At 58.8% G+C, this 21,144-nt stretch carries 18 protein-coding genes and 4 tRNA genes; 14 read left to right on the top strand and 8 right to left on the bottom strand.

Annotated elements, in window-relative coordinates; genetic code table 11:
- Positions 1 to 8 precede the first annotated feature (8 nt).
- A complete protein-coding gene (locus HU731_RS04975) occupies positions 9 to 419 on the top strand; it encodes a PA0061/PA0062 family lipoprotein (protein ID WP_186608639.1) in 411 nt (136 codons plus the stop codon).
- Here HU731_RS04975 and HU731_RS04970 read toward each other — a convergent pair.
- Positions 416 to 577, bottom strand: coding sequence for a hypothetical protein (locus HU731_RS04970; RefSeq protein WP_164692270.1), 162 nt, complete (start codon positions 575 to 577; stop codon positions 416 to 418). The genes HU731_RS04975 and HU731_RS04970 overlap by 4 nt on opposite strands.
- Positions 578 to 915: 338 nt before the next feature.
- Here HU731_RS04970 and HU731_RS04965 point away from each other — a divergent pair, with 338 nt between their 5' ends.
- Positions 916 to 1,581: a C39 family peptidase gene (locus HU731_RS04965; RefSeq protein ID WP_069558224.1), complete on the top strand. Its 666-nt coding sequence runs from the start codon at positions 916 to 918 to the stop codon at positions 1,579 to 1,581.
- Positions 1,582 to 1,629: 48 nt separating this feature from the next.
- Here the strand turns inward: HU731_RS04965 and pbpG are convergent, their stop codons facing one another.
- The 4 genes from pbpG to folD all read right to left on the bottom strand — a co-directional run bounded on the left by pbpG (position 1,630) and on the right by folD (position 4,918).
- Complete coding sequence (gene pbpG / locus HU731_RS04960) at positions 1,630 to 2,553, bottom strand: D-alanyl-D-alanine endopeptidase (RefSeq protein ID WP_186608640.1); 924 nt, start codon at positions 2,551 to 2,553, stop codon at positions 1,630 to 1,632.
- Between the two features lie 156 nt (positions 2,554 to 2,709).
- Positions 2,710 to 3,279 (bottom strand): HD domain-containing protein, encoded by a 570-nt coding sequence (locus tag HU731_RS04955; RefSeq protein ID WP_186608641.1) that lies wholly within the window; start codon positions 3,277 to 3,279, stop codon positions 2,710 to 2,712.
- Positions 3,280 to 3,379: 100 nt separating this feature from the next.
- Positions 3,380 to 3,937, bottom strand: a complete 558-nt coding sequence (locus tag HU731_RS04950) for a helix-turn-helix domain-containing protein (RefSeq protein WP_186608642.1) — start codon at positions 3,935 to 3,937, stop codon at positions 3,380 to 3,382.
- A gap of 126 nt (positions 3,938 to 4,063) precedes the next feature.
- A complete protein-coding gene (gene folD / locus HU731_RS04945) occupies positions 4,064 to 4,918 on the bottom strand; it encodes a bifunctional methylenetetrahydrofolate dehydrogenase/methenyltetrahydrofolate cyclohydrolase FolD (protein ID WP_003192259.1) in 855 nt (284 codons plus the stop codon).
- 275 nt (positions 4,919 to 5,193) lie between these two features.
- Between folD and HU731_RS04940 the strand changes: the two genes are divergently transcribed.
- From HU731_RS04940 to HU731_RS04895, 10 genes are all read left to right on the top strand, one after another.
- Positions 5,194 to 5,270: transfer RNA gene (locus tag HU731_RS04940), tRNA-Arg, on the top strand.
- A gap of 32 nt (positions 5,271 to 5,302) precedes the next feature.
- Positions 5,303 to 5,378 (top strand) — tRNA-His (locus HU731_RS04935).
- A gap of 57 nt (positions 5,379 to 5,435) precedes the next feature.
- Positions 5,436 to 5,520, top strand: a tRNA-Leu gene (locus HU731_RS04930).
- A gap of 77 nt (positions 5,521 to 5,597) precedes the next feature.
- Positions 5,598 to 5,673: transfer RNA gene (locus tag HU731_RS04925), tRNA-His, on the top strand.
- Positions 5,674 to 6,074: 401 nt separating this feature from the next.
- Positions 6,075 to 7,385: a trigger factor gene (tig, locus tag HU731_RS04920; protein ID WP_014718988.1), complete on the top strand. Its 1,311-nt coding sequence runs from the start codon at positions 6,075 to 6,077 to the stop codon at positions 7,383 to 7,385.
- A 91-nt stretch (positions 7,386 to 7,476) separates the two neighbouring features.
- A complete protein-coding gene (gene clpP, locus HU731_RS04915; RefSeq protein ID WP_003192255.1) occupies positions 7,477 to 8,112 on the top strand; it encodes an ATP-dependent Clp endopeptidase proteolytic subunit ClpP in 636 nt (211 codons plus the stop codon).
- Between the two features lie 112 nt (positions 8,113 to 8,224).
- Positions 8,225 to 9,508: an ATP-dependent Clp protease ATP-binding subunit ClpX gene (gene clpX / locus HU731_RS04910; RefSeq protein WP_003192254.1), complete on the top strand. Its 1,284-nt coding sequence runs from the start codon at positions 8,225 to 8,227 to the stop codon at positions 9,506 to 9,508.
- A 188-nt stretch (positions 9,509 to 9,696) separates the two neighbouring features.
- Positions 9,697 to 12,093, top strand: coding sequence for an endopeptidase La (gene lon, locus HU731_RS04905; protein ID WP_003192252.1), 2,397 nt, complete (start codon positions 9,697 to 9,699; stop codon positions 12,091 to 12,093).
- A 148-nt stretch (positions 12,094 to 12,241) separates the two neighbouring features.
- On the top strand, positions 12,242 to 12,514 hold the full coding sequence (locus tag HU731_RS04900) for an HU family DNA-binding protein (protein ID WP_003174819.1): 273 nt from the start codon (positions 12,242 to 12,244) through the stop codon (positions 12,512 to 12,514).
- 228 nt (positions 12,515 to 12,742) lie between these two features.
- Positions 12,743 to 14,617 (top strand): SurA N-terminal domain-containing protein, encoded by a 1,875-nt coding sequence (locus HU731_RS04895; protein ID WP_186608643.1) that lies wholly within the window; start codon positions 12,743 to 12,745, stop codon positions 14,615 to 14,617.
- Positions 14,618 to 14,698: 81 nt separating this feature from the next.
- Here HU731_RS04895 and nhaA read toward each other — a convergent pair whose 3' ends face one another.
- Positions 14,699 to 16,042, bottom strand: coding sequence for a Na+/H+ antiporter NhaA (nhaA, locus tag HU731_RS04890; protein ID WP_186608644.1), 1,344 nt, complete (start codon positions 16,040 to 16,042; stop codon positions 14,699 to 14,701).
- A 118-nt stretch (positions 16,043 to 16,160) separates the two neighbouring features.
- Positions 16,161 to 17,342, bottom strand: a complete 1,182-nt coding sequence (locus HU731_RS04885; protein ID WP_186608645.1) for an MFS transporter — start codon at positions 17,340 to 17,342, stop codon at positions 16,161 to 16,163.
- Between the two features lie 116 nt (positions 17,343 to 17,458).
- Here HU731_RS04885 and HU731_RS04880 point away from each other — a divergent pair, with 116 nt between their 5' ends.
- Positions 17,459 to 18,358: a LysR family transcriptional regulator gene (locus tag HU731_RS04880; RefSeq protein WP_186608675.1), complete on the top strand. Its 900-nt coding sequence runs from the start codon at positions 17,459 to 17,461 to the stop codon at positions 18,356 to 18,358.
- Between the two features lie 88 nt (positions 18,359 to 18,446).
- Positions 18,447 to 19,238, top strand: a complete 792-nt coding sequence (locus tag HU731_RS04875; protein ID WP_186608646.1) for a DUF2242 domain-containing protein — start codon at positions 18,447 to 18,449, stop codon at positions 19,236 to 19,238.
- Positions 19,239 to 20,108: 870 nt separating this feature from the next.
- Here HU731_RS04875 and HU731_RS04870 read toward each other — a convergent pair.
- A complete protein-coding gene (locus tag HU731_RS04870; RefSeq protein ID WP_186608647.1) occupies positions 20,109 to 21,143 on the bottom strand; it encodes an AraC family transcriptional regulator in 1,035 nt (344 codons plus the stop codon).
- Position 21,144 lies beyond the last annotated feature (1 nt).

Raw genomic sequence — 21,144 nt, 5'->3', positions numbered from 1 at the left:
GCGCTGTCATGTCACTCAAACCACTGTTGTTAGTTCCCGTCCTTGGCGTTGTCTGTTTGCTGTCGGCGTGCGCCGGACCGATCCCCAAGGCGGACCCCAGCCAAGCCTGGATAGGCTTGCAGGAAGAGGCGCCGAATGACCTGATGGCCGAGCGTGTCGATGGCAAGCGCGTGGACGATGGGCGCTATTTTGAAGTGACCCCGGGGGACCATCGCCTGGACGTGACCTTATTTGAAGACGAGCCGGGCGACGACAACCAGCAGGACTGCCAGGGCCGCATCGAGTACAAGCATTTCAAGGCGGGTGAGCACTACACCCTGGTGGAGTCGAGCCTGGGCACCACGGTGCGCGCGTCCCTTGAGGACGGCCACGGCAAGGAAATTGCCGCGACCCAGGACTTCAATTGCATGCCTGGCTAGGCGTGATGCGCCGTCGCCTTGCGCGGCTCGGCGGGTTCAGCAGGTTTGACGTGGGGGTGATGATGCCGGCGCGTCACGCGCATGACCCCCCACAGCATGGCGGCGGCGACGGCCAGCCAACCACAGATCAACAGGAAAATCGTTGTTGCAAGGCTCATTCGGGCCTCCTTTCGCCCGCTTGGGGCACACACAGTCTTCTCAATGGACAGTCTAGTCAGCTGACGGTTGCCTGCTATTGACCAATGGTCGAGTCCGTCCAACTTGTTTGCTCTATCGTCACCGCTTTATTGCACGCGTCGGCTATAGATATCTTGCGCCGCCCCCCCCCTGTAGGAGCGAGCTTGCTCGCGAAAACCGCCAACCATGACGCGGGCTTCCTGAATAAACGCGGCGCCCCCAATTTTTTCGCGAGCAAGCTCGCTCCTACGGGATAGAGAAAGCGCGATTGGGCTATGATCGGGGCCTTTACTGGCAGTTGATCAAGAGAGTGAAAAAATTGCGCTTACGGTCGAACCTTAAAACTTCCTTGCTATTGGCCGTTGCCCTCGGGTTGGCGGCCTGTTCCAGCAACACTCCATCAAAACTGCCAGGCTTGCCGGAGCGCGTTGAACTCAATGGCGTGCCGACCTTTCGCAGCGAGGCTTATCAGAGCGGTCCTACAGCACTTGCCAGCATGCTGTCGCAACAAGGCATTGTCATGACACCGGGTTTGCTTGATAAGCCGCTGCGCCTGCCCGGTGCCGAGGCCGACCTTGAGCGCAATATGCAGGTGCTGGCGCGCGAGTACGGGCTGATGGTGTACCCATTGGACGCCAAGCTGACCGCCGTGCTGGCGCAGGTGGCGGCGGGTTACCCGGTGATGGCGCGGATCAACGCCAGCTATTGGTCCGGGGCGCGTTATGTCGTGGTGGTGGGGTTTAACCAGCAAAAAAGTACGGTGCTGTTGCGCTCAGGCAATGAGCGTCGCTTGAGCATGAGCTTCAGCGACTTTGAGTCGGCGTGGAAGGGCGCGGGCCATTGGGCCATCCTGACCCAGCGCCCGAGCCAGTTGCCCGCCAATGTGGACGCGCAGCGCTGGCGCGATGCGGCCAATGCCACGGCGCAGGCGGGGCAGGAGCAGGCAGCGGCCCAAGCGCTCAAGGTGTTGGCAGAGAAGAAGTGAAACTCAAATAATGTGGGAGCCCGCTCCCACACTAAATCACATCACTGTTTATCGACGTACTTCCGTAGCGGTCGCTCGATTCTTGAGGTTTTTATCGGCCTTGTACCGCAGCGCCACATCCGGCACTGCGCCGCCTTTGCCAGTTTCGACCCAACTACGAATACGGCTGGCATCTGCAAAATGGGTGAACTTGCCAAAGGCATCCAGGATCACCAGCGACACCGGGCGATTGCCCATGCTCGTCACCAGCACCAGGCAATGGCCGGCCTGGTTGGTGAAGCCGGTCTTGGTCAGCTTGATATCCCAGTTGGCGCGGTTGATCAGGTGATCGGTGTTGGAGAAGCCCAAGGTGTAGTTGGGCTTGCGGAACGACACGGTCTTTTCCTTGGTGGTGCTCAACTGGCTCAGCATCGGGAATTTGCGCGCATAGGCCAGCAGCTTGCTCAGGTCGCGGGCGGTCGACACGTTATGGATCGACAGGCCGGTGGGCTCCACATAGTGGGTGCTGGTCATACCCAGGGATTTGGCCTTGGCGTTCATCGCCGCGATAAAGGCTGCGTAACCGCCAGGATAATGGTGGGCCAGGCTCGCAGCGGCGCGGTTTTCCGAGGACATCAGCGCGATCAGCAGCATTTCCTTGCGCGGCATCTGGCTGCCGATCTTCACCCGGGAGAACACGCCTTTCATCTCGGGCGTGTCGGTGATGTTGATGTCGATGTACTCGTCCATATTCTGCTTGGCTTCGAGGACGATCAGGCCGGTCATCAGCTTGCTCACCGAAGCGATGGGTACCACCACGTCGGGGTTGCTGGAATAAATGACTTTATTGGTCTGCAAATCGACCAGCATGGCGCTGCCAGAGGCGATCTGCAGCTTGGAGGCGTCACGCGGGGCCAGGGTGGATTCGGCGGCGTGGGCGAAAGTGCCTGTAAAAGCAAAAAACAGGCTGACAATAGAAAGACGAATTTTCACGCGGATGAACTCGCTAAAAAAGTAAGGAAATGCCGTTGTAGAACGGATCTTGTGACAAATGACGTTACATTTTAGGAGTATGGATCAGAAAGCGATAGAGAGCCTTTAAATAAAGGCTGTAAGCCGATGATTGGTCGGGCTTGTAGCGATTTTTACCTACTGCTTTGAAATTTTTTCCCGAGTGTCCTCATCGATAAGATGTCGAAGTTGCTCAAACAGAGGGTCGGCATCTGTGTACTTCTTACCGTAAGCCAGATTGAACTCGTAATTGAAGCCCGGTGGGTTCTTGCCCTGATTGTGCTGGAGCAGCGTTTCCAGCTTGTCCAGCGCCTTGACGGCTTTTGCCTCCGCAGACTGTGCGTGCTCATAGTCATCCCAGAGCGCCAATATCTCAGCTTTCAGCGGCTCATCCAGGGCAGAGGTCAGAAGCACAAGATCGTCTCTCTCTTGCTCGCCCTTGTTGGGAAACGCTGCCTGGCTGACGGCCGGGATGTCTCCATTGATGGCCTCACCCAAATCGTGAATGACGCACATCTTGAGAATCTTCAGCATGTCGAGTTCGGCCAGTTGATCCTCGAAAACAATAGCCATCAGACAAAGACGCCAACTGTGTTCTGCCGTGCTTTCGGTGCGCCCGGAAGAGGTGTGTGCACTTCTGAGAACATCCTTGAGTTTTTCCGTTTCTCGCAGGAATTCGAGGCGCCCTTTGATTTTGTCGATGTTCATGAAGTTCTCTGTCTCCGGTGGCGAAGGCTATGCTATTGGAGTCAGATTAAGCCCGGGTAGGCTGAGCGTCCACGCATACAATATGCATAGCGCAGGGCAGTCAAAGCGTCTCCACCAAACGCGCCGATGTACCGTCTGAAAGAGGGATGCGCGTCCACCGACAGGCGCTCTGGCTGATAGGCACAACAAGCGAGTCATTGTGGCCGGTGACGAATTCGATCGTCGGTGGCGCACTGACTTCCCTCCACCCGGTTTCATCCAGGGAGAGTTCTTTGCTGATGATCTCCGGTGTCGCAAAGCGCCATAGCGAACGCCCCAGCAATTCGCTGACGGGGCTTGCGAACTGGGCTGCGCGGGCAGGGGAGCAAGCCAGCAGACGATGGGTCAGGTCGCACATGAGATGAACGGGCCGTGAGCTTTCCCTGACCAAGCGAGCCAAGGCTTGATCGGCGGCGGCATCAAGGCGGGCGGCGAGTAATTGCTCAAGCTGTTGGTGCGCGCAGGGGTCGATTGCCTGTACGCCGCTTTCCCAGCGCGAAATAGTGGATTGGGTGACGTTGAACAACTGCGCAGCGTGGGCTTGTTTGACTCGGTGCAACAAGCGCCACCGCCTGAGCGCGATGCCAGGCAAGGCTGGCTTTGGGAAGATGCCAGGCATTTCGAGCTCCGGAAGAGTGGCGGCTTTTGGCTAGTTTGTTTAATGCAATAACAGCCTGCAACACGGGTTTTCACGCGCAATAAAAAGCCCTGCGATAAGGCAGGGCTTTTTCATCATGCCTGGTTATTAACCGTGCAGGGTTTCTGCGGCATACAGCGTATTTTCCAACAGGCAGGCCCGGGTCATCGGCCCGACACCGCCTGGCACCGGCGTGATCCAGCCAGCACGGGGCAGGGCGGTTTCATACACCACGTCACCCACCAACTTGCCGTCTTCCTGGCGGTTGATGCCCACGTCGATGACGATGGCGCCTTCCTTGATCCATTCACCCTTGACCAGGCCCGGCTTGCCAGCGGCGACTACCACCAGGTCAGCGCGGCCGACGTGGCCAGCAAGGTCCTTGGTGAAACGGTGGGTGACGGTCACGGTGCAGCCGGCCAGCAGCAGTTCCATGGCCATCGGGCGACCGACGATGTTCGATGCGCCCACCACGACGGCGTCCAGACCATAGAGATCCACACCGGTGCTTTCCAGCAGCGTCATGATGCCTTTGGGGGTGCATGGGCGTAGCAGTGGAATGCGTTGGGCCAGGCGGCCGACGTTATAAGGGTGGAAACCGTCGACGTCTTTGTCCGGGCGGATGCGCTCCAGCAGCTTGGAGGCGTCCAGGTGCTCGGGCAGCGGCAGTTGCAGCAGGATGCCGTCCATGCCCGGGTCATCGTTGAGGCTGTCAATCAGGTCGGTCAGGGCCTGTTGAGTGGTGTCCGAAGGCAAGTCGTAGGCCTTGGAAATAAAGCCGACCTCTTCACAGTCTTTACGCTTGTGCGAGACATAAACCTGAGAGGCAGGATCGCTGCCGACCAGGATCACCGCGAGGCCAGGCGTGCGCAGGCCTTGCTGGCTGCGCTCGGTGACTCGTTTGGCGATCTGCTGGCGCAGGCTGGCGGCGATTGATTTGCCGTCGATAAGTTGTGCAGTCATTACGCGTGATTAACCATCGAGAGGGGGAAGAAAAGTGCGCGCATTCTCGCATGCCAAGGCGCGAGGGCAAAGGCGCTTGGTCTGCAAATTGCCCTAACCCCTTAAATAAAATCAGTTTTTTTCAAAAAAGATTTGACGGGTTTCCGGGGCATCTATACTATTCGTCGCACTTGTCGGGCACAGCCTAGCACTGGTTAAGAAGGTCGAGCAGAATAGTTGTACTGCAAGGCTGGAAGCACTTAGTTTGTAATCCTCCAAGAGTACAGATTAATAAGGCGCCCGTAGCTCAGCTGGATAGAGCATCCGCCTTCTAAGCGGATGGTCGCAGGTTCGAGTCCTGCCGGGTGCGCCATTAGGCAGCTTTGGCACAAGTAGCGCTATATGGTGGGCGTAGCTCAGTTGGTAGAGCACGGGATTGTGACTCCCGTTGTCGAGGGTTCGATCCCCTTCGTCCACCCCATATTCTGAAAGGCGCCAGATTTAACAGTCTGGCGCCTTTGCTTTAAGAGCTTCAAGCGCGGATGTGGTGGAATTGGTAGACACACTGGATTTAGGTTCCAGCGCCGCGAGGCGTAAGAGTTCGAGTCTCTTCATCCGCACCAATTAAAGCTTTTCCCGGTCGTCAGGCGGGGCAGGGCTCAACAAAGAAGTGGTTTGGTTTCTTTGTTAACGCAATATGGTGGGCGTAGCTCAGTTGGTAGAGCACGGGATTGTGACTCCCGTTGTCGAGGGTTCGATCCCCTTCGTCCACCCCATATTCGAAAGGCGCCAGATTTAACAGTCTGGCGCCTTTTTTGGTTTTGGCGGTTTGAGATTGGGTGGTCGCAGGTGCTGGGCTGCCCTGGCAGGGCGTGTCGTCGTATTTGTGTATCTCGATGATGCTGCGTTGCTTGCCTGTTTTGTTCGCAGGGCGGGCCGTCAGGGAGATGAATGGTTGTTCCTTCTATATATAGAGAGGAGCGGCGCAGAGCCCTGGCGCAATTTGGCTGTATTTGTCACCGGGGCGAGGTACTTCAGTGCTTTCGTACCGATAAATTGCCGGCTGTTTTCCGCTGTGTTTTCAGTAGGGTGACTTCTTGAGTTTGACCCACTAGAATGCATGCCCTTGATTGGGGTCGGAAATGGCCGGCTAATGTCTGTGCAACGAGGAATATCCATGCAAGTTTCTGTTGAAAATACTACTGCTCTCGAGCGCCGCCTGAGCATCACCGTGCCGGCAGAGCGTATCGAGACTGCGGTCAACAAGCGTCTGCAGCAGACTGCCCAGAAGGCCAAGATCGCTGGTTTCCGTCCAGGCAAAGTGCCGATGAGCGAAATCAAGCGTCGTTTTGGTGCCGATGCGCGCCAGGAAGCTGTAGGTGACGTGATCCAGGCTTCTTTCTACGAAGCCGTTGTCGAGCAAAAGCTGAACCCGGCTGGCTCGCCTTCGATCGAGCCCAAGTCCCTGGAAGCGGGCAAGGACCTGGAATACGTTGCCGTATTCGAAGTGTTCCCGGAATTTGAAGTGGCCGGTTTCGACGGTATCGAAATCGAGCGTCTGAGCGCCGAAGTGGCTGATTCGGACCTGGACAACATGCTGGAAATCCTGCGCAAGCAGAACACCCGTTTCGAAGTGGCCGACCGTGCCGCCCAGAACGAAGATCAACTGAACATCGATTTCGTTGGCAAGGTTGACGGCGAAGTCTTTGCTGGCGGCTCCGCCAAGGGCACTCAGCTGGTGCTGGGTTCCAACCGCATGATCCCTGGTTTCGAAGACGGCCTGGTTGGCGCCAAAGCCGGCGAAGAGCGCGTTCTGAACCTGACGTTCCCTGCTGACTACCAGAACCTGGACCTGGCTGGCAAAGCCGCCGAGTTCACCGTTACCGTCAACAGCGTTTCCGAGCCTAAGCTGCCAGAGCTGAACGAAGAGTTCTTCGCTCAGTTCGGCATTAAGGAAACCGGCATCGAAGGCTTCCGCACCGAAGTTCGCAAGAACATGGAGCGTGAGCTGCGCCAGGCCATCAAGTCCAAGGTCAAGAACCAGGTCATGGACGGTCTGCTGGCCGCCAATCCGATCGAAGTGCCTAAGGCCCTGCTGTCCAACGAAGTGGATCGCCTGCGTGTTCAAGCGGTTCAGCAGTTTGGTGGCAACATCAAGCCTGACCAACTGCCGGCCGAGCTGTTCGAAGAGCAAGCCAAGCGCCGCGTTGTGCTGGGCCTGATCGTGGCTGAAGTGGTCAAGCAGTTCGACCTCAAGCCAGACGAAGACCGTGTTCGCGAAATGATCCAGGAAATGGCTTCGGCCTACCAGGAGCCTGAGCAGGTCGTGGCTTGGTACTACAAGAATGAGCAGCAGATGAACGAAGTACGTTCGGTTGTGCTGGAAGAACAAGTTGTGGATACTGTTCTGCAGAAGGCTAAGGTGACCGATAAAGCGGTCTCTTACGAAGAAGCAGTCAAACCGGCGGAAGCAGCACAAGCCGACTGATTGTCCAACTCGTTGGAAATTCAACCATAAGCCAGCCTCGCGCTGGCTTATGCGTTTTCAAGACATGACTATTTGGGAGTAACTGCAGAGCATGTTCCGTAATTCCTATATTCAGCAGAACTCTGATATCCAGGCCGCAGGCGGCCTGGTCCCGATGGTTGTCGAGCAGTCCGCTCGTGGCGAACGCGCCTACGACATCTACTCGCGCCTGCTCAAGGAGCGAGTGATCTTTCTGGTTGGCCCGGTAGAGGACTACATGGCGAACCTGATCTGTGCGCAGCTGCTGTTCCTTGAAGCGGAAAACCCGGACAAGGACATCCATCTCTACATCAACTCGCCGGGTGGTTCGGTGACTGCGGGCATGTCGATCTACGACACCATGCAGTTCATCAAGCCAAACGTGTCGACCACTTGTATTGGCCAGGCGTGCAGCATGGGCGCCTTCCTGCTGACCGCGGGTGCCGAAGGCAAGCGTTTCTGCCTGCCGAACTCGCGCGTGATGATTCACCAACCACTGGGCGGCTTCCAGGGCCAGGCGTCGGACATCGAAATCCACGCCAAGGAAATCCTCTTCATTCGTGAGCGTCTCAACACGCTGATGGCCAAGCACAGCGGGCGCACCCTGGAAGAAATCGAGCGCGATACCAACCGTGACAATTTCATGAGCGCTGAAGCCGCCAAGGAATACGGGTTGATCGACGCAGTGATCGACAAGCGCCCCGCATAATATAAGCCGCTCAAAATAGGGCTGGTCGGCATGTCCGACCACTGGCGGGCTTGAAAAAGCCCGCATAAGCCTTCATCTTGTGTTGCAAGCCTATCGGATTTGGATCGAACGAATGACTGACACCCGCAACGGCGAGGACAACGGCAAGCTGCTCTATTGCTCCTTCTGTGGCAAAAGCCAGCATGAAGTACGCAAATTGATTGCCGGCCCCTCGGTGTTTATCTGCGACGAATGCGTCGACCTGTGCAATGACATCATCCGTGAGGAGGTGCAGGAAGCCCAGGCCGAGAGCAGTGCGCATAAATTACCTTCGCCTAAAGAAATCAGCGGCATCCTTGACCAATACGTCATTGGTCAAGAGCGTGCAAAGAAGGTTCTGGCCGTAGCGGTGTACAACCACTACAAGCGCTTGAACCAGCGTGACAAGAAAGGTGACGAGGTTGAACTGGGCAAGAGCAACATCTTGCTGATCGGTCCTACAGGCTCGGGTAAAACCCTGCTTGCAGAAACCCTCGCTCGCCTGCTGAACGTTCCGTTCACCATCGCCGACGCCACCACCCTCACCGAGGCTGGCTACGTGGGTGAAGATGTCGAGAACATCATTCAGAAACTGCTGCAGAAGTGCGACTACGACGTAGAGAAAGCCCAGATGGGTATTGTCTACATCGACGAGATCGACAAGATCTCGCGCAAGTCGGACAACCCGTCGATCACCCGGGACGTTTCCGGTGAAGGCGTGCAGCAGGCCCTGTTGAAACTGATCGAAGGCACGGTTGCATCCGTACCGCCGCAAGGCGGTCGCAAGCACCCGCAGCAGGAATTCCTTCAGGTTGATACACGCAACATCCTGTTCATTTGTGGCGGTGCGTTCTCGGGTCTTGAGAAGGTGATTCAGCAACGTTCCACCCGTGGCGGCATTGGTTTCAGTGCGGAAGTGCGTAGCAAGGAAGAAGGCAAGAAGGTGGGCGAGTCCCTGCGTGAAGTCGAGCCTGACGATCTGGTCAAGTTCGGTCTGATCCCGGAATTCGTTGGCCGTCTGCCGGTCCTGGCCACGTTGGACGAGTTGGATGAGGCGGCTCTGATTCAGATCCTCACCGAGCCGAAAAACGCGCTGACCAAGCAATACGGCAAATTGTTCGAGATGGAAGGTGTAGACCTCGAGTTCCGTACCGACGCGCTGAAATCGGTGGCCAAGCGGGCACTGGAGCGCAAGACCGGTGCACGTGGCCTGCGCTCTATCCTCGAAGGCGTGTTGCTCGACACCATGTACGAAATCCCCTCGCAGTCTGAGGTGAGTAAAGTGGTGATCGATGAAAGCGTGATCGAAGGCAAGTCCAAGCCACTGTATATCTACGAAAACAGTGAGCCGGCTGCCAAGGCTGCACCCGACGCGTAAGCGTTCAGCAGTTGCGGTACAAGCAAGGGGCCTCTAGAGGCCCCTTGTTTTTTGGGGCGTTTTTTCGAGGCGGTGGGTAAATTCGCGTGTATTCATGCGTTTAACTGCTGGCATTGAGCTTGTTTTTTTTGCATGCAACCCCCATCTTGGTTTCAAGCTTATTTTTGAACTGTCATAGAGGCGAAATCATGAAGACAACCATCGAATTGCCTCTCCTGCCGTTGCGTGATGTCGTCGTCTATCCGCACATGGTTATCCCGCTGTTCGTGGGGCGCGAGAAGTCTATCGAAGCCCTCGAGGCCGCGATGACGGGCGACAAGCAAATCCTGCTGTTGGCCCAGAAGAATCCTGCTGATGATGATCCGGGTGAAGATGCCCTGTATCGCGTCGGCACCATTGCCACTGTCCTGCAATTGCTCAAGTTGCCCGATGGCACCGTCAAGGTGCTGGTCGAAGGCGAGCAGCGCGGTGCCGTAGAGCGCTTTATGGAGGTGGACGGCCACCTGCGCGCGGAAGTGGCGCTGATCGAAGAAGTCGAAGCCCCGGAACGTGAGTCCGAGGTGTTCGTGCGCAGCCTGCTGTCGCAGTTCGAGCAGTATGTGCAGTTGGGCAAGAAAGTCCCGGCCGAAGTCCTGTCTTCGCTCAACAGCATTGATGAGCCAAGCCGCCTGGTCGACACCATGGCCGCACACATGGCGCTGAAGATCGAGCAGAAGCAAGACATCCTCGAAATCATCGACCTGTCGGCCCGTGTCGAACACGTATTGGCGATGCTGGATGGCGAAATCGACCTGTTGCAGGTTGAGAAGCGCATCCGTGGCCGCGTGAAGAAGCAGATGGAGCGTAGCCAGCGCGAGTACTATCTGAATGAGCAGATGAAGGCCATTCAGAAGGAGCTCGGCGACGGCGAGGAAGGCCACAACGAAATCGAAGAGCTGAAAAAGCGTATCGATGCCGCTGGCCTGCCCAAAGACGCTCTGACCAAGGCCACCGCCGAGCTGAACAAGCTCAAGCAGATGTCGCCGATGTCGGCCGAAGCCACCGTGGTGCGCTCGTACATCGACTGGTTGGTGCAAGTGCCGTGGAAGGCCCAGACCAAGGTGCGCCTGGACCTGGCCCGTGCTGAAGAGATCCTCGACGCCGACCATTACGGCCTGGAAGAGGTCAAGGAACGCATCCTTGAGTACCTCGCCGTGCAAAAGCGCGTGAAGAAAATTCGTGGCCCGGTGTTGTGCCTGGTCGGGCCTCCGGGTGTGGGTAAAACGTCCCTGGCGGAATCGATCGCCAGCGCCACCAACCGCAAATTCGTGCGCATGGCCTTGGGTGGCGTGCGTGACGAAGCGGAAATTCGCGGTCATCGCCGTACCTACATCGGTTCGATGCCGGGAAGATTGATTCAAAAGATGACAAAAGTGGGTGTGCGCAACCCGCTGTTCCTGCTCGATGAAATCGACAAAATGGGCAGCGACATGCGTGGCGATCCTGCCTCGGCGCTGCTTGAAGTGCTCGATCCCGAGCAGAATCACAATTTCAACGACCATTACCTGGAAGTCGACTACGACTTGTCTGACGTAATGTTCCTGTGCACCTCCAACTCCATGAACATTCCGCCAGCCTTGCTGGACCGGATGGAGGTGATTCGTCTGCCGGGCTACACCGAAGACGAGAAGATCAACATCGCGGTCAAGTACCTGGCGCCCAAGCAGATTTCGGCCAACGGCCTGAAGAAGGGCGAGATCGAATTCGAGGTCGAGGCGATCCGCGACATCGTGCGTTACTACACTCGCGAGGCCGGTGTGCGGGGCCTTGAGCGCCAGATCGCGAAGATCTGCCGCAAGGCTGTGAAGGAGCACGCGCTGGAAAAACGCTTCTCGGTGAAAGTGGTTGCCGACTCCCTGGAGCACTTCCTGGGCGTGAAGAAATTCCGCTACGGTTTGGCCGAGCAGCAGGATCAGGTCGGCCAGGTGACTGGTTTGGCGTGGACCCAGGTGGGTGGCGAATTGCTCACCATCGAAGCTGCGGTGATTCCGGGCAAAGGTCAATTGATCAAGACCGGCTCCCTGGGTGACGTGATGGTCGAATCCATTACCGCCGCGCAGACCGTGGTACGCAGCCGCGCCCGCAGCCTGGGCATCCCGCTGGACTTCCACGAGAAGCACGACACCCATATCCACATGCCGGAAGGGGCGACTCCCAAAGACGGCCCTAGCGCTGGCGTAGGCATGTGCACGGCCCTGGTGTCGGCCTTGACCGGCATTCCCGTGCGCGCCGATGTGGCCATGACCGGGGAAATCACCCTGCGTGGCCAGGTACTCGCTATCGGTGGCCTGAAAGAGAAATTGCTCGCCGCCCACCGGGGTGGAATCAAGACCGTGATCATTCCTGAAGAGAATGTTCGCGACTTGAAGGAAATTCCTGACAACATCAAGCAGGATCTTCAGATTAAACCGGTTAAATGGATTGACGAGGTCCTGCAAATTGCGCTGCAATACGCGCCGGAGCCCTTGCCGGATGTGGCCCCGGAGATTGTCGCGAAGGACGAAAAACGCGAGTCCGATTCCAAGGAAAGAATTAGCACGCATTAATGTGTTGGAGCCTGGGGGCTTCCTTGACAGCTTTTTAGAGCCCTTGTTATAAAGCGGCTCTTAAGTGTCTGTAGGCCATTCAGCACTGGTTTTGCTTTTTACCAAAAAACTTAGAATCATACTCAATAGATATATAAGGGGACTTAGAGTGAACAAGTCGGAACTGATTGATGCTATCGCTGCATCCGCTGATATCCCGAAAGCTGCTGCTGGCCGTGCGCTGGACGCAGTAATCGAATCCGTCACTGGCGCTCTGAAGGCCGGCGACTCCGTGGTACTGGTAGGCTTCGGTACTTTCTCTGTGACTGACCGCCCAGCTCGCACTGGCCGTAACCCACAGACCGGCAAAGCACTGCAAATCGCTGCTGCCAAGAAACCAGGTTTCAAAGCCGGTAAAGCCCTGAAAGAAGCCGTTAACTAAGCTTCGTTCAAGCCTTTGCTTACCCGGGTCGGACGCAGGTCTGGCCTGGCAGCGGAGCGGTAGCTGACCCACGTATCGGGTCGCCACGCCGGGGGTGCAGATTCGAACCCCCGTCCGCTCCGCCAGTTACGAGAAGGCGCATCCTCGGATGCGCCTTTCTTCTATCCGGACTCTACCCACGCTCCACGGTTGCCTAATTTTTGAAGTTCAACCGTTTCTGGGGGACGCATGCTGCAAAATATCAGGGACAATTCACAAGGCTGGATTGCCAAGACTATTATCGGGATCATCGTCGCATTGATGGCGTTCACCGGTATCGAAGCCATTTTCCAGGCTTCGGGTAATAACAAGCAGGACGTGGCCAAGGTCAACGGTGAAGAAATCACCCAGACCGAGCTGAGCCAGGCTGTCGACATGCAACGGCGCCAGCTGATGCAACAGTTGGGCAAGGATTTCGATGCTTCCCTGCTGGACGAAAAACTGCTGCGCGATGCTGCCCTCAAGGGCCTGATCGACCGTAAGCTGCTGCTGCAAGGTGCTGCCGATTCCAAGTTCGGCTTCTCCGAAGCTGCGCTGGACCAGGTGATCCTGCAGACGCCGGAATTCCAGGTGGACGGCAAGTTCAACGCCGAACGCTTTGACCAGGTGATCCGTCAGCTGGGCTATAGCCGCATGCAATTCCGTCAGATGCTGACCCAGGAAATGCTGATCGGCCAGGTTCGCGCAGGCATCGCCGGCAGTGGTTTTGTGACCGACGCCGAGGTGCTGGCATTTGCCCGTCTGGAAAAACAGACCCGCGACTTCGCCACCGTCAACATCAAGGCTGACCCAGCGGCGGTGAAACTCACCGACGACGAGGTCAAGGCCTACTACGACCAGTACGCCAAAGAGTTCATGACCCCGGACCAGGTGGTCATCGACTATCTGGAATTGAAGAAGTCGTCCTTCTTCGACCAGGTTACTGTCAAGGACGATGAGCTGCAGGCTGCCTACGAGAAGGAAACCGCCAACCTCGCTGAACAGCGTCGTGCCGCGCACATCCTGATTGAAGTCAACGACAAGGTCACCGAGGCGCAAGCCAAGGCCAAGATCGAAGACATCCAGGCGCGCCTGGCCAAGGGTGAGAAGTTCGAAGCCCTGGCCAAGGAGTTCTCCCAGGATCCGGGTTCGGCCAACAATGGCGGCGACCTTGGTTTTGCCGGCCCTGGCGTTTATGACCCGGACTTCGAAACCGCGCTGTACGGCTTGAAGCAAGACCAGGTGTCGGTGCCAGTGCGCACCACGTTCGGTTGGCACTTGATCAAGTTGCTGGGCGTTGAAGCGCCTGAGGTGCCATCGTTCGCCAGCCTGAAAGACAAGCTGACCCGCGAACTCAAGGCTCAGCAGGTTGAGCAGCGTTTTGTCGAAGCGACCAAGCAATTGGAAGATGCGGCATTCGAAGCCTCTGACCTGGCCCAGCCGGCGTCTGACCTGAAGCTGACCGTTCACACCTCCGCGCCGTTTGGCCGTGAAGGTGGCGAAGGTGTTGCGGCCAACCGTGCCGTGGTCACTGCAGCCTTCAGCCCGGAAGTGCTGGATGAAGGTGCCAACAGTAGCGCTATCGAGCTGGACCCGGAAACCATCATCGTGCTGCGTGCCAAAGAGCATCTCAAGCCGGCCCAGTTGCCGCTGGAGAACGTCGCTGCGGCCATTCGCACCCAGATGACCAAGGAGCGCGCGAGCGCTGCTGCCAAAGCCCGTGCCGACGAGTTGATCGCCAGCCTGCGTGATGGCAAGACCGCGCTGGACCAGCCGGTCGACGGTCAGGCCTGGAAGGTGACTGAGGCGGCTACCCGTGGTCAGGAGTCTATCGACCCGGCCGTGCTGCAAGCCTTGTTCCGCATGCCTAAGCCTGCGGCCAAGGACAAGCCGACCTTCACCACCGTGACCCTGCGCGATGGCAGCCTGATGATCGTGCGCTTGAACGGCGTGAACGAAGCGGCGGCCCCTACGGACGAAGAAAAGGCGCAATACCGCCGCTTCCTCGCTTCTCGTATTGGCCAGCAGGACTTCGCGGCCTACCGCAAGCAGCTGGAAACCCAGGCAGACATCAAGAAGTACTGATGCCGGCCTGAATAAAAAGACCCCGACCTGAAAAGGCCGGGGTCTTTTTTTGCCCTTGATAAAGTGAGTGCTGAATGCGCTTTAGGCGCTCTTGGCTGCAAACTTGAGCTTGCCCCACGTCAACCCGATCACTGCCGCCAGGGTTGAAGCGGCCAATACGCTCAGCTTCGCAGCCGACAGCAGGGCCGGGTCGGAAAATGCCAGGGACGAGATAAAGATCGACATGGTAAAACCGATCCCCGCCAATAGGCCGACCAGGCCGACACCCGTCCAGGTCACTCCGTCCGGCAGCTTGCAGATGTTCAGCTTGACCAGCGCCAGGCTCGCCAACATCACGCCCATAGGCTTGCCGAGCACCAGGGCGAAGATGACGCCCATGAACACACCGTGGGCCAGCGGGTCATCCAGATTGAAGCCGTCCAGGCTCACGCCGGCGTTGGCCAAGGCAAACAGCGGCATCACGCCGAAGGCTACCCACGGGTGCAGCGCTGATTGAACGCGCTGCACCGGCGGCAATATTTCCCGCTGGGCTTCGCGCAATTGCTTGAGGGGCGCGGCGACTTGCTGGGCCCCTTCGGCTGGCTGCGAGAACCGGTCCATCAGTTCGTTGAAGGTGCGCTCGATGGTCTCCAGCGGGCGTTCTCTGGTGGGCTTGGAATTGACGGGGGTCATCAAGCCAAGGATCACCCCGGCGAGCGTCGGGTGCACGCCGGTCTTGAGCAGGCCAAACCACACAATAGCGCCCGGCAGCAGGTAGATCGCCGCCTTGCTGATGCCCATGCGTTGGAACACCAGCACCAGAGCCAGCCCGCCTGCGGCTATTACCAAGCCCATGTAGTCGAGGCTGGCGGTGAAGAAGATCGCGATGATCAGGATCGCCACGATGTCATCGATGATCGCCAGGGCCAGCAGCAGGATACGCACGCCACTGGGAATCGACTTGCCCAACAGTGCGAGCACGCCGACGGCAAAGGCGATGTCGGTCGCGGTAGGCACCGCCCAGCCACTCGCGGCGGCAGTGCCGTGGTTGAGCAGGGTGTAGATGAGCGCCGGCATCAGCACGCCGCCCAGGGCTGCGCCTAATGGCAGCGTGGCCAGCTTCAGGTTGGCGAGGGCGCCGTCTTTGATTTCCTGACGGATTTCGGCACCGACCACCAGGAAGAAAATGGTCATCAGCCCGTCATTCACTAGAAAATGCAGGGAGCGCGACACGCTGTAGTCGCCCAGCCCGAGGGTGATGGGCGTGTTCCAGAAATGCTCGTAGGTCGCGGCGGCGGGGCTGTTGGCCCACACCAGCGCAACGATGGCGGCCAGCAGCAGCACGATACCGCTGACGGCTTCGATGTGTGAAAAGCGCTCGAGGGCGGACAGCGCGCCCTCAGTCAAACGCTGAGGGCGTGGGATGGCGGGGTGTTTATCAGGCACGACAACTCTCCATTGGCGGCCCGACCAATGCTTGGCTTTTAACCTGCGCCGTACTTTATGCAGCAACGCACCCAGGGACGATGATAGAAAGGTGAGGAATAAGTTGTAAACAAACTTGTCATCGTGCGGGCAACCCTTTGGCCCGGATTGCGCCCAGCGCCAACACGATCAATCCTAGAACGGCCCATGGAAATACCACGGCGCCCCAACGTTCGAGCAAGAGCCCGCCCGCCAATCCACCTCCGGCGATGCCCAGGTTCCATACCGTGACCAGCATCGATTGGGCGGCATCGGCCGAATTGCCAGCCGATTTGGCCAGCGCGGTTTGCAAGAGCGCGGGCAGGCCACCGAAGGCGAGCCCCCACAAACCCACGCTGACGTAAATGACGACTACGCAGTTGAACCACAACCCGAGCAGCACGGCCGCAACGGCGAACATCGCGCAACTGATCAAGGTCAGCAGCCTCAGGTGTCGATCAATCCAGACGCCTACCAGCCAGATGCTCAACAGGGCCATCAAGCCGAACACCAGCAACACGCGATCGATCTCGCCGTCGATGCCGGCGGGCACTAGCAAAGGGGCGATGTAGGTATAGAGAATGTTATGGGCCAGCACGTAGGTAAAGGTCACCCAGAGCACCGGCCGGATGCCTGGCAACGCCAGTACCTGACGCAAGCCGAGACGTTTGCTTGGCGGTTCACCGGCAAAATCCGGCAGTTGCCAGCGCGCCCATACCAGCAGTAACAGGGTCAGGCCGGTCATGATGGCAAAACTGGCGCGCCAGCCGACAAGCGTACCCAGCAGGGTGCCGGCGGGCACGCCAAGGGACAAGGCCAGCGGCGCGCCCAGCATGGCCACGGCAATCGCCCGGCCCTGCAGGTGGGGCGCGACCATGCGGCTGGCGTAACCCGCCAGCAAGGCCCACAACAAGCCCGCGAACACACCGGCGAAAAATCGTGCAGCCAAGGTCAAGCCATAGTGGCTGGAGAACGCAGTGACACTGTTAACCACTGCAAAGCCGCCGATGGCAATCAACAGCAACGGCCGCCGGCGCCAACCCCGGGTCAGCAATGTCAGCGGGATAGCGGCGAGCAATGAGCCCAGCGCATAGAGCGTCACCAGTTGCCCGACCAGGGCCTGGGAGACCCCAAGCCCTGCACCGATTTGCGGTAACAGGCCGGCGGGCATTGCCTCGGTGAGAATGGTGATAAAGCCGGCGCAGGCCAACGCCAGTAAACCGGCCAGCGGCAGGGGCTCAGCGTGGGGGGCTGTGTCGACCAATAGGGGACTGTCGTTCATGGGGGCTCTCCTTGAAAGGGCAAGGAGCCAGGGTAGGGGGCTGCAAGTCGCGGAAAAACAGGCTAAGGTTCCGAACTTATCGGACGTTGATGTCCGTAATCGGTAAAGGCATCACCATGGACAATCTGGGCAGCCTCTCGGTATTCGTGCAGGTCGCGCAAACCCTGAGCTTCACCGCTGCGGGCCGCGTCTTGGGCGTGTCTTCGTCGGCAGTGGGTAAAAGCATTGCGCGGATGGAGGAGCGCCTGGGCGTCAGGTTGTTCCACCGCAGCACCCGCAGCATCACCTTGACCGGCGAGGGCGCGCTGTTCCTGGAGCGTTCGCGGCGCATCCTGGCGGAACTGGAAGCGGCCGAACAGGAGTTGACTGAGGTCACTGCGAGCCCTCGCGGCAAGCTGCGGATCAGTGTGCCCCAAGTGCGCGGTTTGTTGATGCCGGTGATCAGCGACTTTATGCGTGCCTACCCGGACATTGAATTGGATGTGGATTTTTCCGACCGCATGGTGGATGTGATCGAGGAGGGCTTCGACGCGGTGATTCGCACCGGCAAGCCAGAAGATTCGCGCTTGATGGCGCGCCATCTAGGGCACTACCGGTTGGTCCTCGTCGGTACGCCCGGCTACTTCGAGCAGCACGGCACGCCCCATCGACCCCAGGACCTGAATCATCACGCCTGCCTGCGGCACAAATTCTGCGCCACCGGCAAGCTGGAGCCCTGGCCGCTGCGTTCCGTGCCGGGGGCCGCAGAACTGAACCTGCGTGCACCGCTGGTCAGCAGCACCATCGAGTCCCTCAATCATGTGGTGCAAGAAGGACTTGGCATTGCGTGCCTGCCCGACTACATGGTCAACCAGGCCATACAGCATGGGCGTTTGCGGCGGGTGCTGGACGAGCACCTCGAACATCGCGGCAGTTTCTGGTTGCTGTGGCCGGCCAGTCGCCACGCTTCGGCCAAGCTGCGGGCCTTTATCGATCATATGTGCGCCGGGCTTTTTCCTACTGACGCTGCTGTCTAAGCCTGAGATGTTTTACCGACAGGAATCGCGCTTCAATGTCGCGTTCTGTTGCACAATACCGTCCGGACCGTTTTCTTCAGGATTTTCAATGTCGACATCATTTCACTTGCGCACTCTCGGGGTGGCGCTGGTGCTGGCGGGCGCTGCGGGCTGCTCGTCACCCAAGACCGCTATCTACGAACATGAGAACTTCGACGACTCCGGTACGTTTTCCCGCGATTACCCGGTCAGCGATGTGGCCGCCTGTGAAGCTGCGCGCCGCGCCTTGCTGAGCCAGGGCTACATCATCACCAGCAGCGATCCGAAGTTGGTGGCCGGCAACAAGAGCTTCCAGCAGACCGGCGAGACCCACCTGCAGATCAGTTTCAATGTGGTGTGCGCCGCTGATGGCAAGGGCAGCAATCACTCGACGATGTTTGCCAACGCCTTGCAGGACCGCTATGCGCTGAAGAAGGTCAACAACTCCGCAAGCCTCGGTGTGGGCGTGCTGGGCTCGGTGTCGATGCCGATTGGCTCCACCGACGACTCGATGGTGAAAGTGGCCAGCGAGACCGTCTCGGCACCCAAGTTCTACGAGCGATACTTCGCGTTGGTGGATGTGTTCCTGCCGCAGGAAGTAAAGCAGGCCGAGCATATTCCCGAGCAGCCCAAGGCCGACCTGGGTGTTCCCGAGCCCAAGGCCGCTCCGGCACCCGAGAAGGTCGAAGCGCCGAAGGACGTGCCTGTAGCGCCCGCTGCTGCAGAGCCGCTCGCGCCGCCACCTGAGGCTGCACCGATTGCACCGGTGACAGAGCCTGCTCCCGTTGCACCGGCGCCGACTGATCCTGCCTTGCCGGCGCCGACGGAAGCGATTCCACCGCTGCCGATGCCTGCGCAATAACGCAATGCTCGAATGTGGGAAGGGTGTCAGGTAGAGAAGCGTCGCTGACAGGCCGCCACGGGAGCAAGCTCCCTCGCCACAAGGTCAGCGTCGTACCGAAGTTGTGTAGATACCTATGCTGCGATGGCGGCCTGTCAGCCGACGCTTCTCTACCTGACGCGCCGCAGTCCAAATGTGGGAGCTGGCTTGCCTGCGAAGGCGGCCTGACAGTCAACACAGTTGGACCGTGTACATATCCATTCCTGCGGTAACGGCTACTTAGGGTTCCGCCCTGACGGCGGCTCACTTTTGAAAAGCGCAAAAGTAAGCAAAACGCTCTTGCCCCACCACTCGGCACCTCGCCTAGGCTCGGTGTGCCCGTAATCCGCCAGTGATTTGGGGGGCCGCCGCCACGCGCCATCCATGGCGCGGGGCGGCTAAACCGGCATCCCTGCCGGTTTACCCCCCAAATCCCTGTCGAATTCCGGCCAGCGTGGTTTAACGGGGCGCCTAAGATCAAAAGCAGAGCAAGATCAAGAGCGGCTCGCTTCGCATCGTGGTTACCGTCTGTTGCTCCAGCCCACAAAGTTGCGTAGATACCTATGGCTATCGCAGGCAAGCCCGCTCCCACATGTTGACCGAGGTTGGGTTAAGTTAAATCCAGTGATCGCTGCTACGTTTAATCCTGAAGAGCAGGAATGTCACGACGTCGACATTTTTTCGTCATGACGGCACTTTAGGCTGGGTTCGCAGGTCATTAATCTGCAACCGCTTTCAACACGAAAAGGAGTCCACCATGGACGATTACCAGGAAGAGCTGCTGGAGTACCAGGCATTCGAATTGGACCCGCTGGATCCGGTCGACGATGCCACCGAGCTGTAACGCTGACTTCAGGCGGAATGCCGCTGACTGCGGCGAAATTCCCCTGGGGTCTGGTTGTTCCAGCGTCTGAAGGCCCTTTGGAAGGCTTGGGCCGAAGCAAAACCGAGCAAGTAGGCGATCTCGCCGAACGCCAGTTCCGTATCGCGAATGTAGGTCATGGCCAGGTCGCGACGGGTGTCATTGAGGATCGCGCGAAACTGCGTGCCTTCCTCGGCCAGTTTGCGCCGTAGCGTCCAGGTTGGCAGCTTCAAGCGTGCCGCCACTTCTTCCAGGTCGGGTTCCCGCCCGCCATTGAGCATCGGCCCGAGCAACCGGGTAATGCGCTCGCGCAGGCTGCGGGTGCGAGTCAGCTGCTCTAACTCCCTTTCACACAGCTGCAGCAACAGGTGCCAGGTGCTTGGGCAATGCTGTGGGTTGCGCAGCGCCAGGGTCGGTTGGCTGAGGCGCAGTTGATTGACCTCGGCACCGAAGTGCACCACCCCCTCTCCCAGTACCCTGTAGTGGTCGTGGTAGTCCGGCGCGTCGAATTCGATTTCAATCCGCTGGGCCTGCACCGGTTGTTGCGCGAGGCCCGACAGTTGTTGCAGCCAGCCGGCGATGATCGAGTCCACCACAAAGCGGTTATAGGCGTTATAGGGGCTGATGGAATAAAACCGCAGCCACGCGCCTTCGGCGTCTTCATGAAAGCTCGATTGGCCGCGATAGTTGGAACCATACAGCGCTTCAAAGCGTGTGAGCGTGCGCGCGGCTTCGCGCACCGTGGGCGCTTGGGCGGCAGTGACACCGGCAAGGCCGGCTTGGCTCAAGCGGCTGAGCTGGCCCATGCGCAGGCCCAGGCCGGGGTTGCCGGTCAGTTGGATGGCCGCGTGGCCCAGGCGCATGTAGCGCGGGATCGACAAGCGTGCGCCGGCTTCAGCCAGGCGCGCCGGGTCGAGGCCGTATTGCAGCAGCAGGGGTTGCGGGTCCTGGCCGTGGCTGTGGATGGCGTCGGCCAGGGTGTGCACGAAGCCCACCGACAGATCCCCCAGGCGCACCGGCTTCAAG

Origin of the sequence: Pseudomonas salmasensis, from assembly GCF_014268375.2 — a bacterium.
Lineage (GTDB): Bacteria > Pseudomonadota > Gammaproteobacteria > Pseudomonadales > Pseudomonadaceae > Aquipseudomonas > Aquipseudomonas salmasensis.
Note: the sequence above shows the minus strand (reverse complement) of the source record. Positions and strands in the feature narration are given on the sequence as shown.

What these genes read in the sequence shown, in the direction of transcription:
- HU731_RS04975 (WP_186608639.1), top strand. Translation starts at nt 9, where the DNA reads ATGTCACTCAAACCACTGTTGTTAGTTCCCGTCCTTGGCGTTGTCTGT.
- clpP (WP_003192255.1), top strand. Translation starts at nt 7,477, where the DNA reads ATGTTCCGTAATTCCTATATTCAGCAGAACTCTGATATCCAGGCCGCA.
- folD (WP_003192259.1), bottom strand. Translation starts at nt 4,918, where the DNA reads ATGACTGCACAACTTATCGACGGCAAATCAATCGCCGCCAGCCTGCGC.
- HU731_RS04895 (WP_186608643.1), top strand. Translation starts at nt 12,743, where the DNA reads ATGCTGCAAAATATCAGGGACAATTCACAAGGCTGGATTGCCAAGACT.
- HU731_RS04880 (WP_186608675.1), top strand. Translation starts at nt 17,459, where the DNA reads ATGGACAATCTGGGCAGCCTCTCGGTATTCGTGCAGGTCGCGCAAACC.
- HU731_RS04950 (WP_186608642.1), bottom strand. Translation starts at nt 3,937, where the DNA reads ATGCCTGGCATCTTCCCAAAGCCAGCCTTGCCTGGCATCGCGCTCAGG.
- tig (WP_014718988.1), top strand. Translation starts at nt 6,075, where the DNA reads ATGCAAGTTTCTGTTGAAAATACTACTGCTCTCGAGCGCCGCCTGAGC.
- clpX (WP_003192254.1), top strand. Translation starts at nt 8,225, where the DNA reads ATGACTGACACCCGCAACGGCGAGGACAACGGCAAGCTGCTCTATTGC.
- lon (WP_003192252.1), top strand. Translation starts at nt 9,697, where the DNA reads ATGAAGACAACCATCGAATTGCCTCTCCTGCCGTTGCGTGATGTCGTC.
- HU731_RS04955 (WP_186608641.1), bottom strand. Translation starts at nt 3,279, where the DNA reads ATGAACATCGACAAAATCAAAGGGCGCCTCGAATTCCTGCGAGAAACG.
- HU731_RS04875 (WP_186608646.1), top strand. Translation starts at nt 18,447, where the DNA reads ATGTCGACATCATTTCACTTGCGCACTCTCGGGGTGGCGCTGGTGCTG.
- HU731_RS04970 (WP_164692270.1), bottom strand. Translation starts at nt 577, where the DNA reads ATGAGCCTTGCAACAACGATTTTCCTGTTGATCTGTGGTTGGCTGGCC.
- HU731_RS04885 (WP_186608645.1), bottom strand. Translation starts at nt 17,342, where the DNA reads ATGAACGACAGTCCCCTATTGGTCGACACAGCCCCCCACGCTGAGCCC.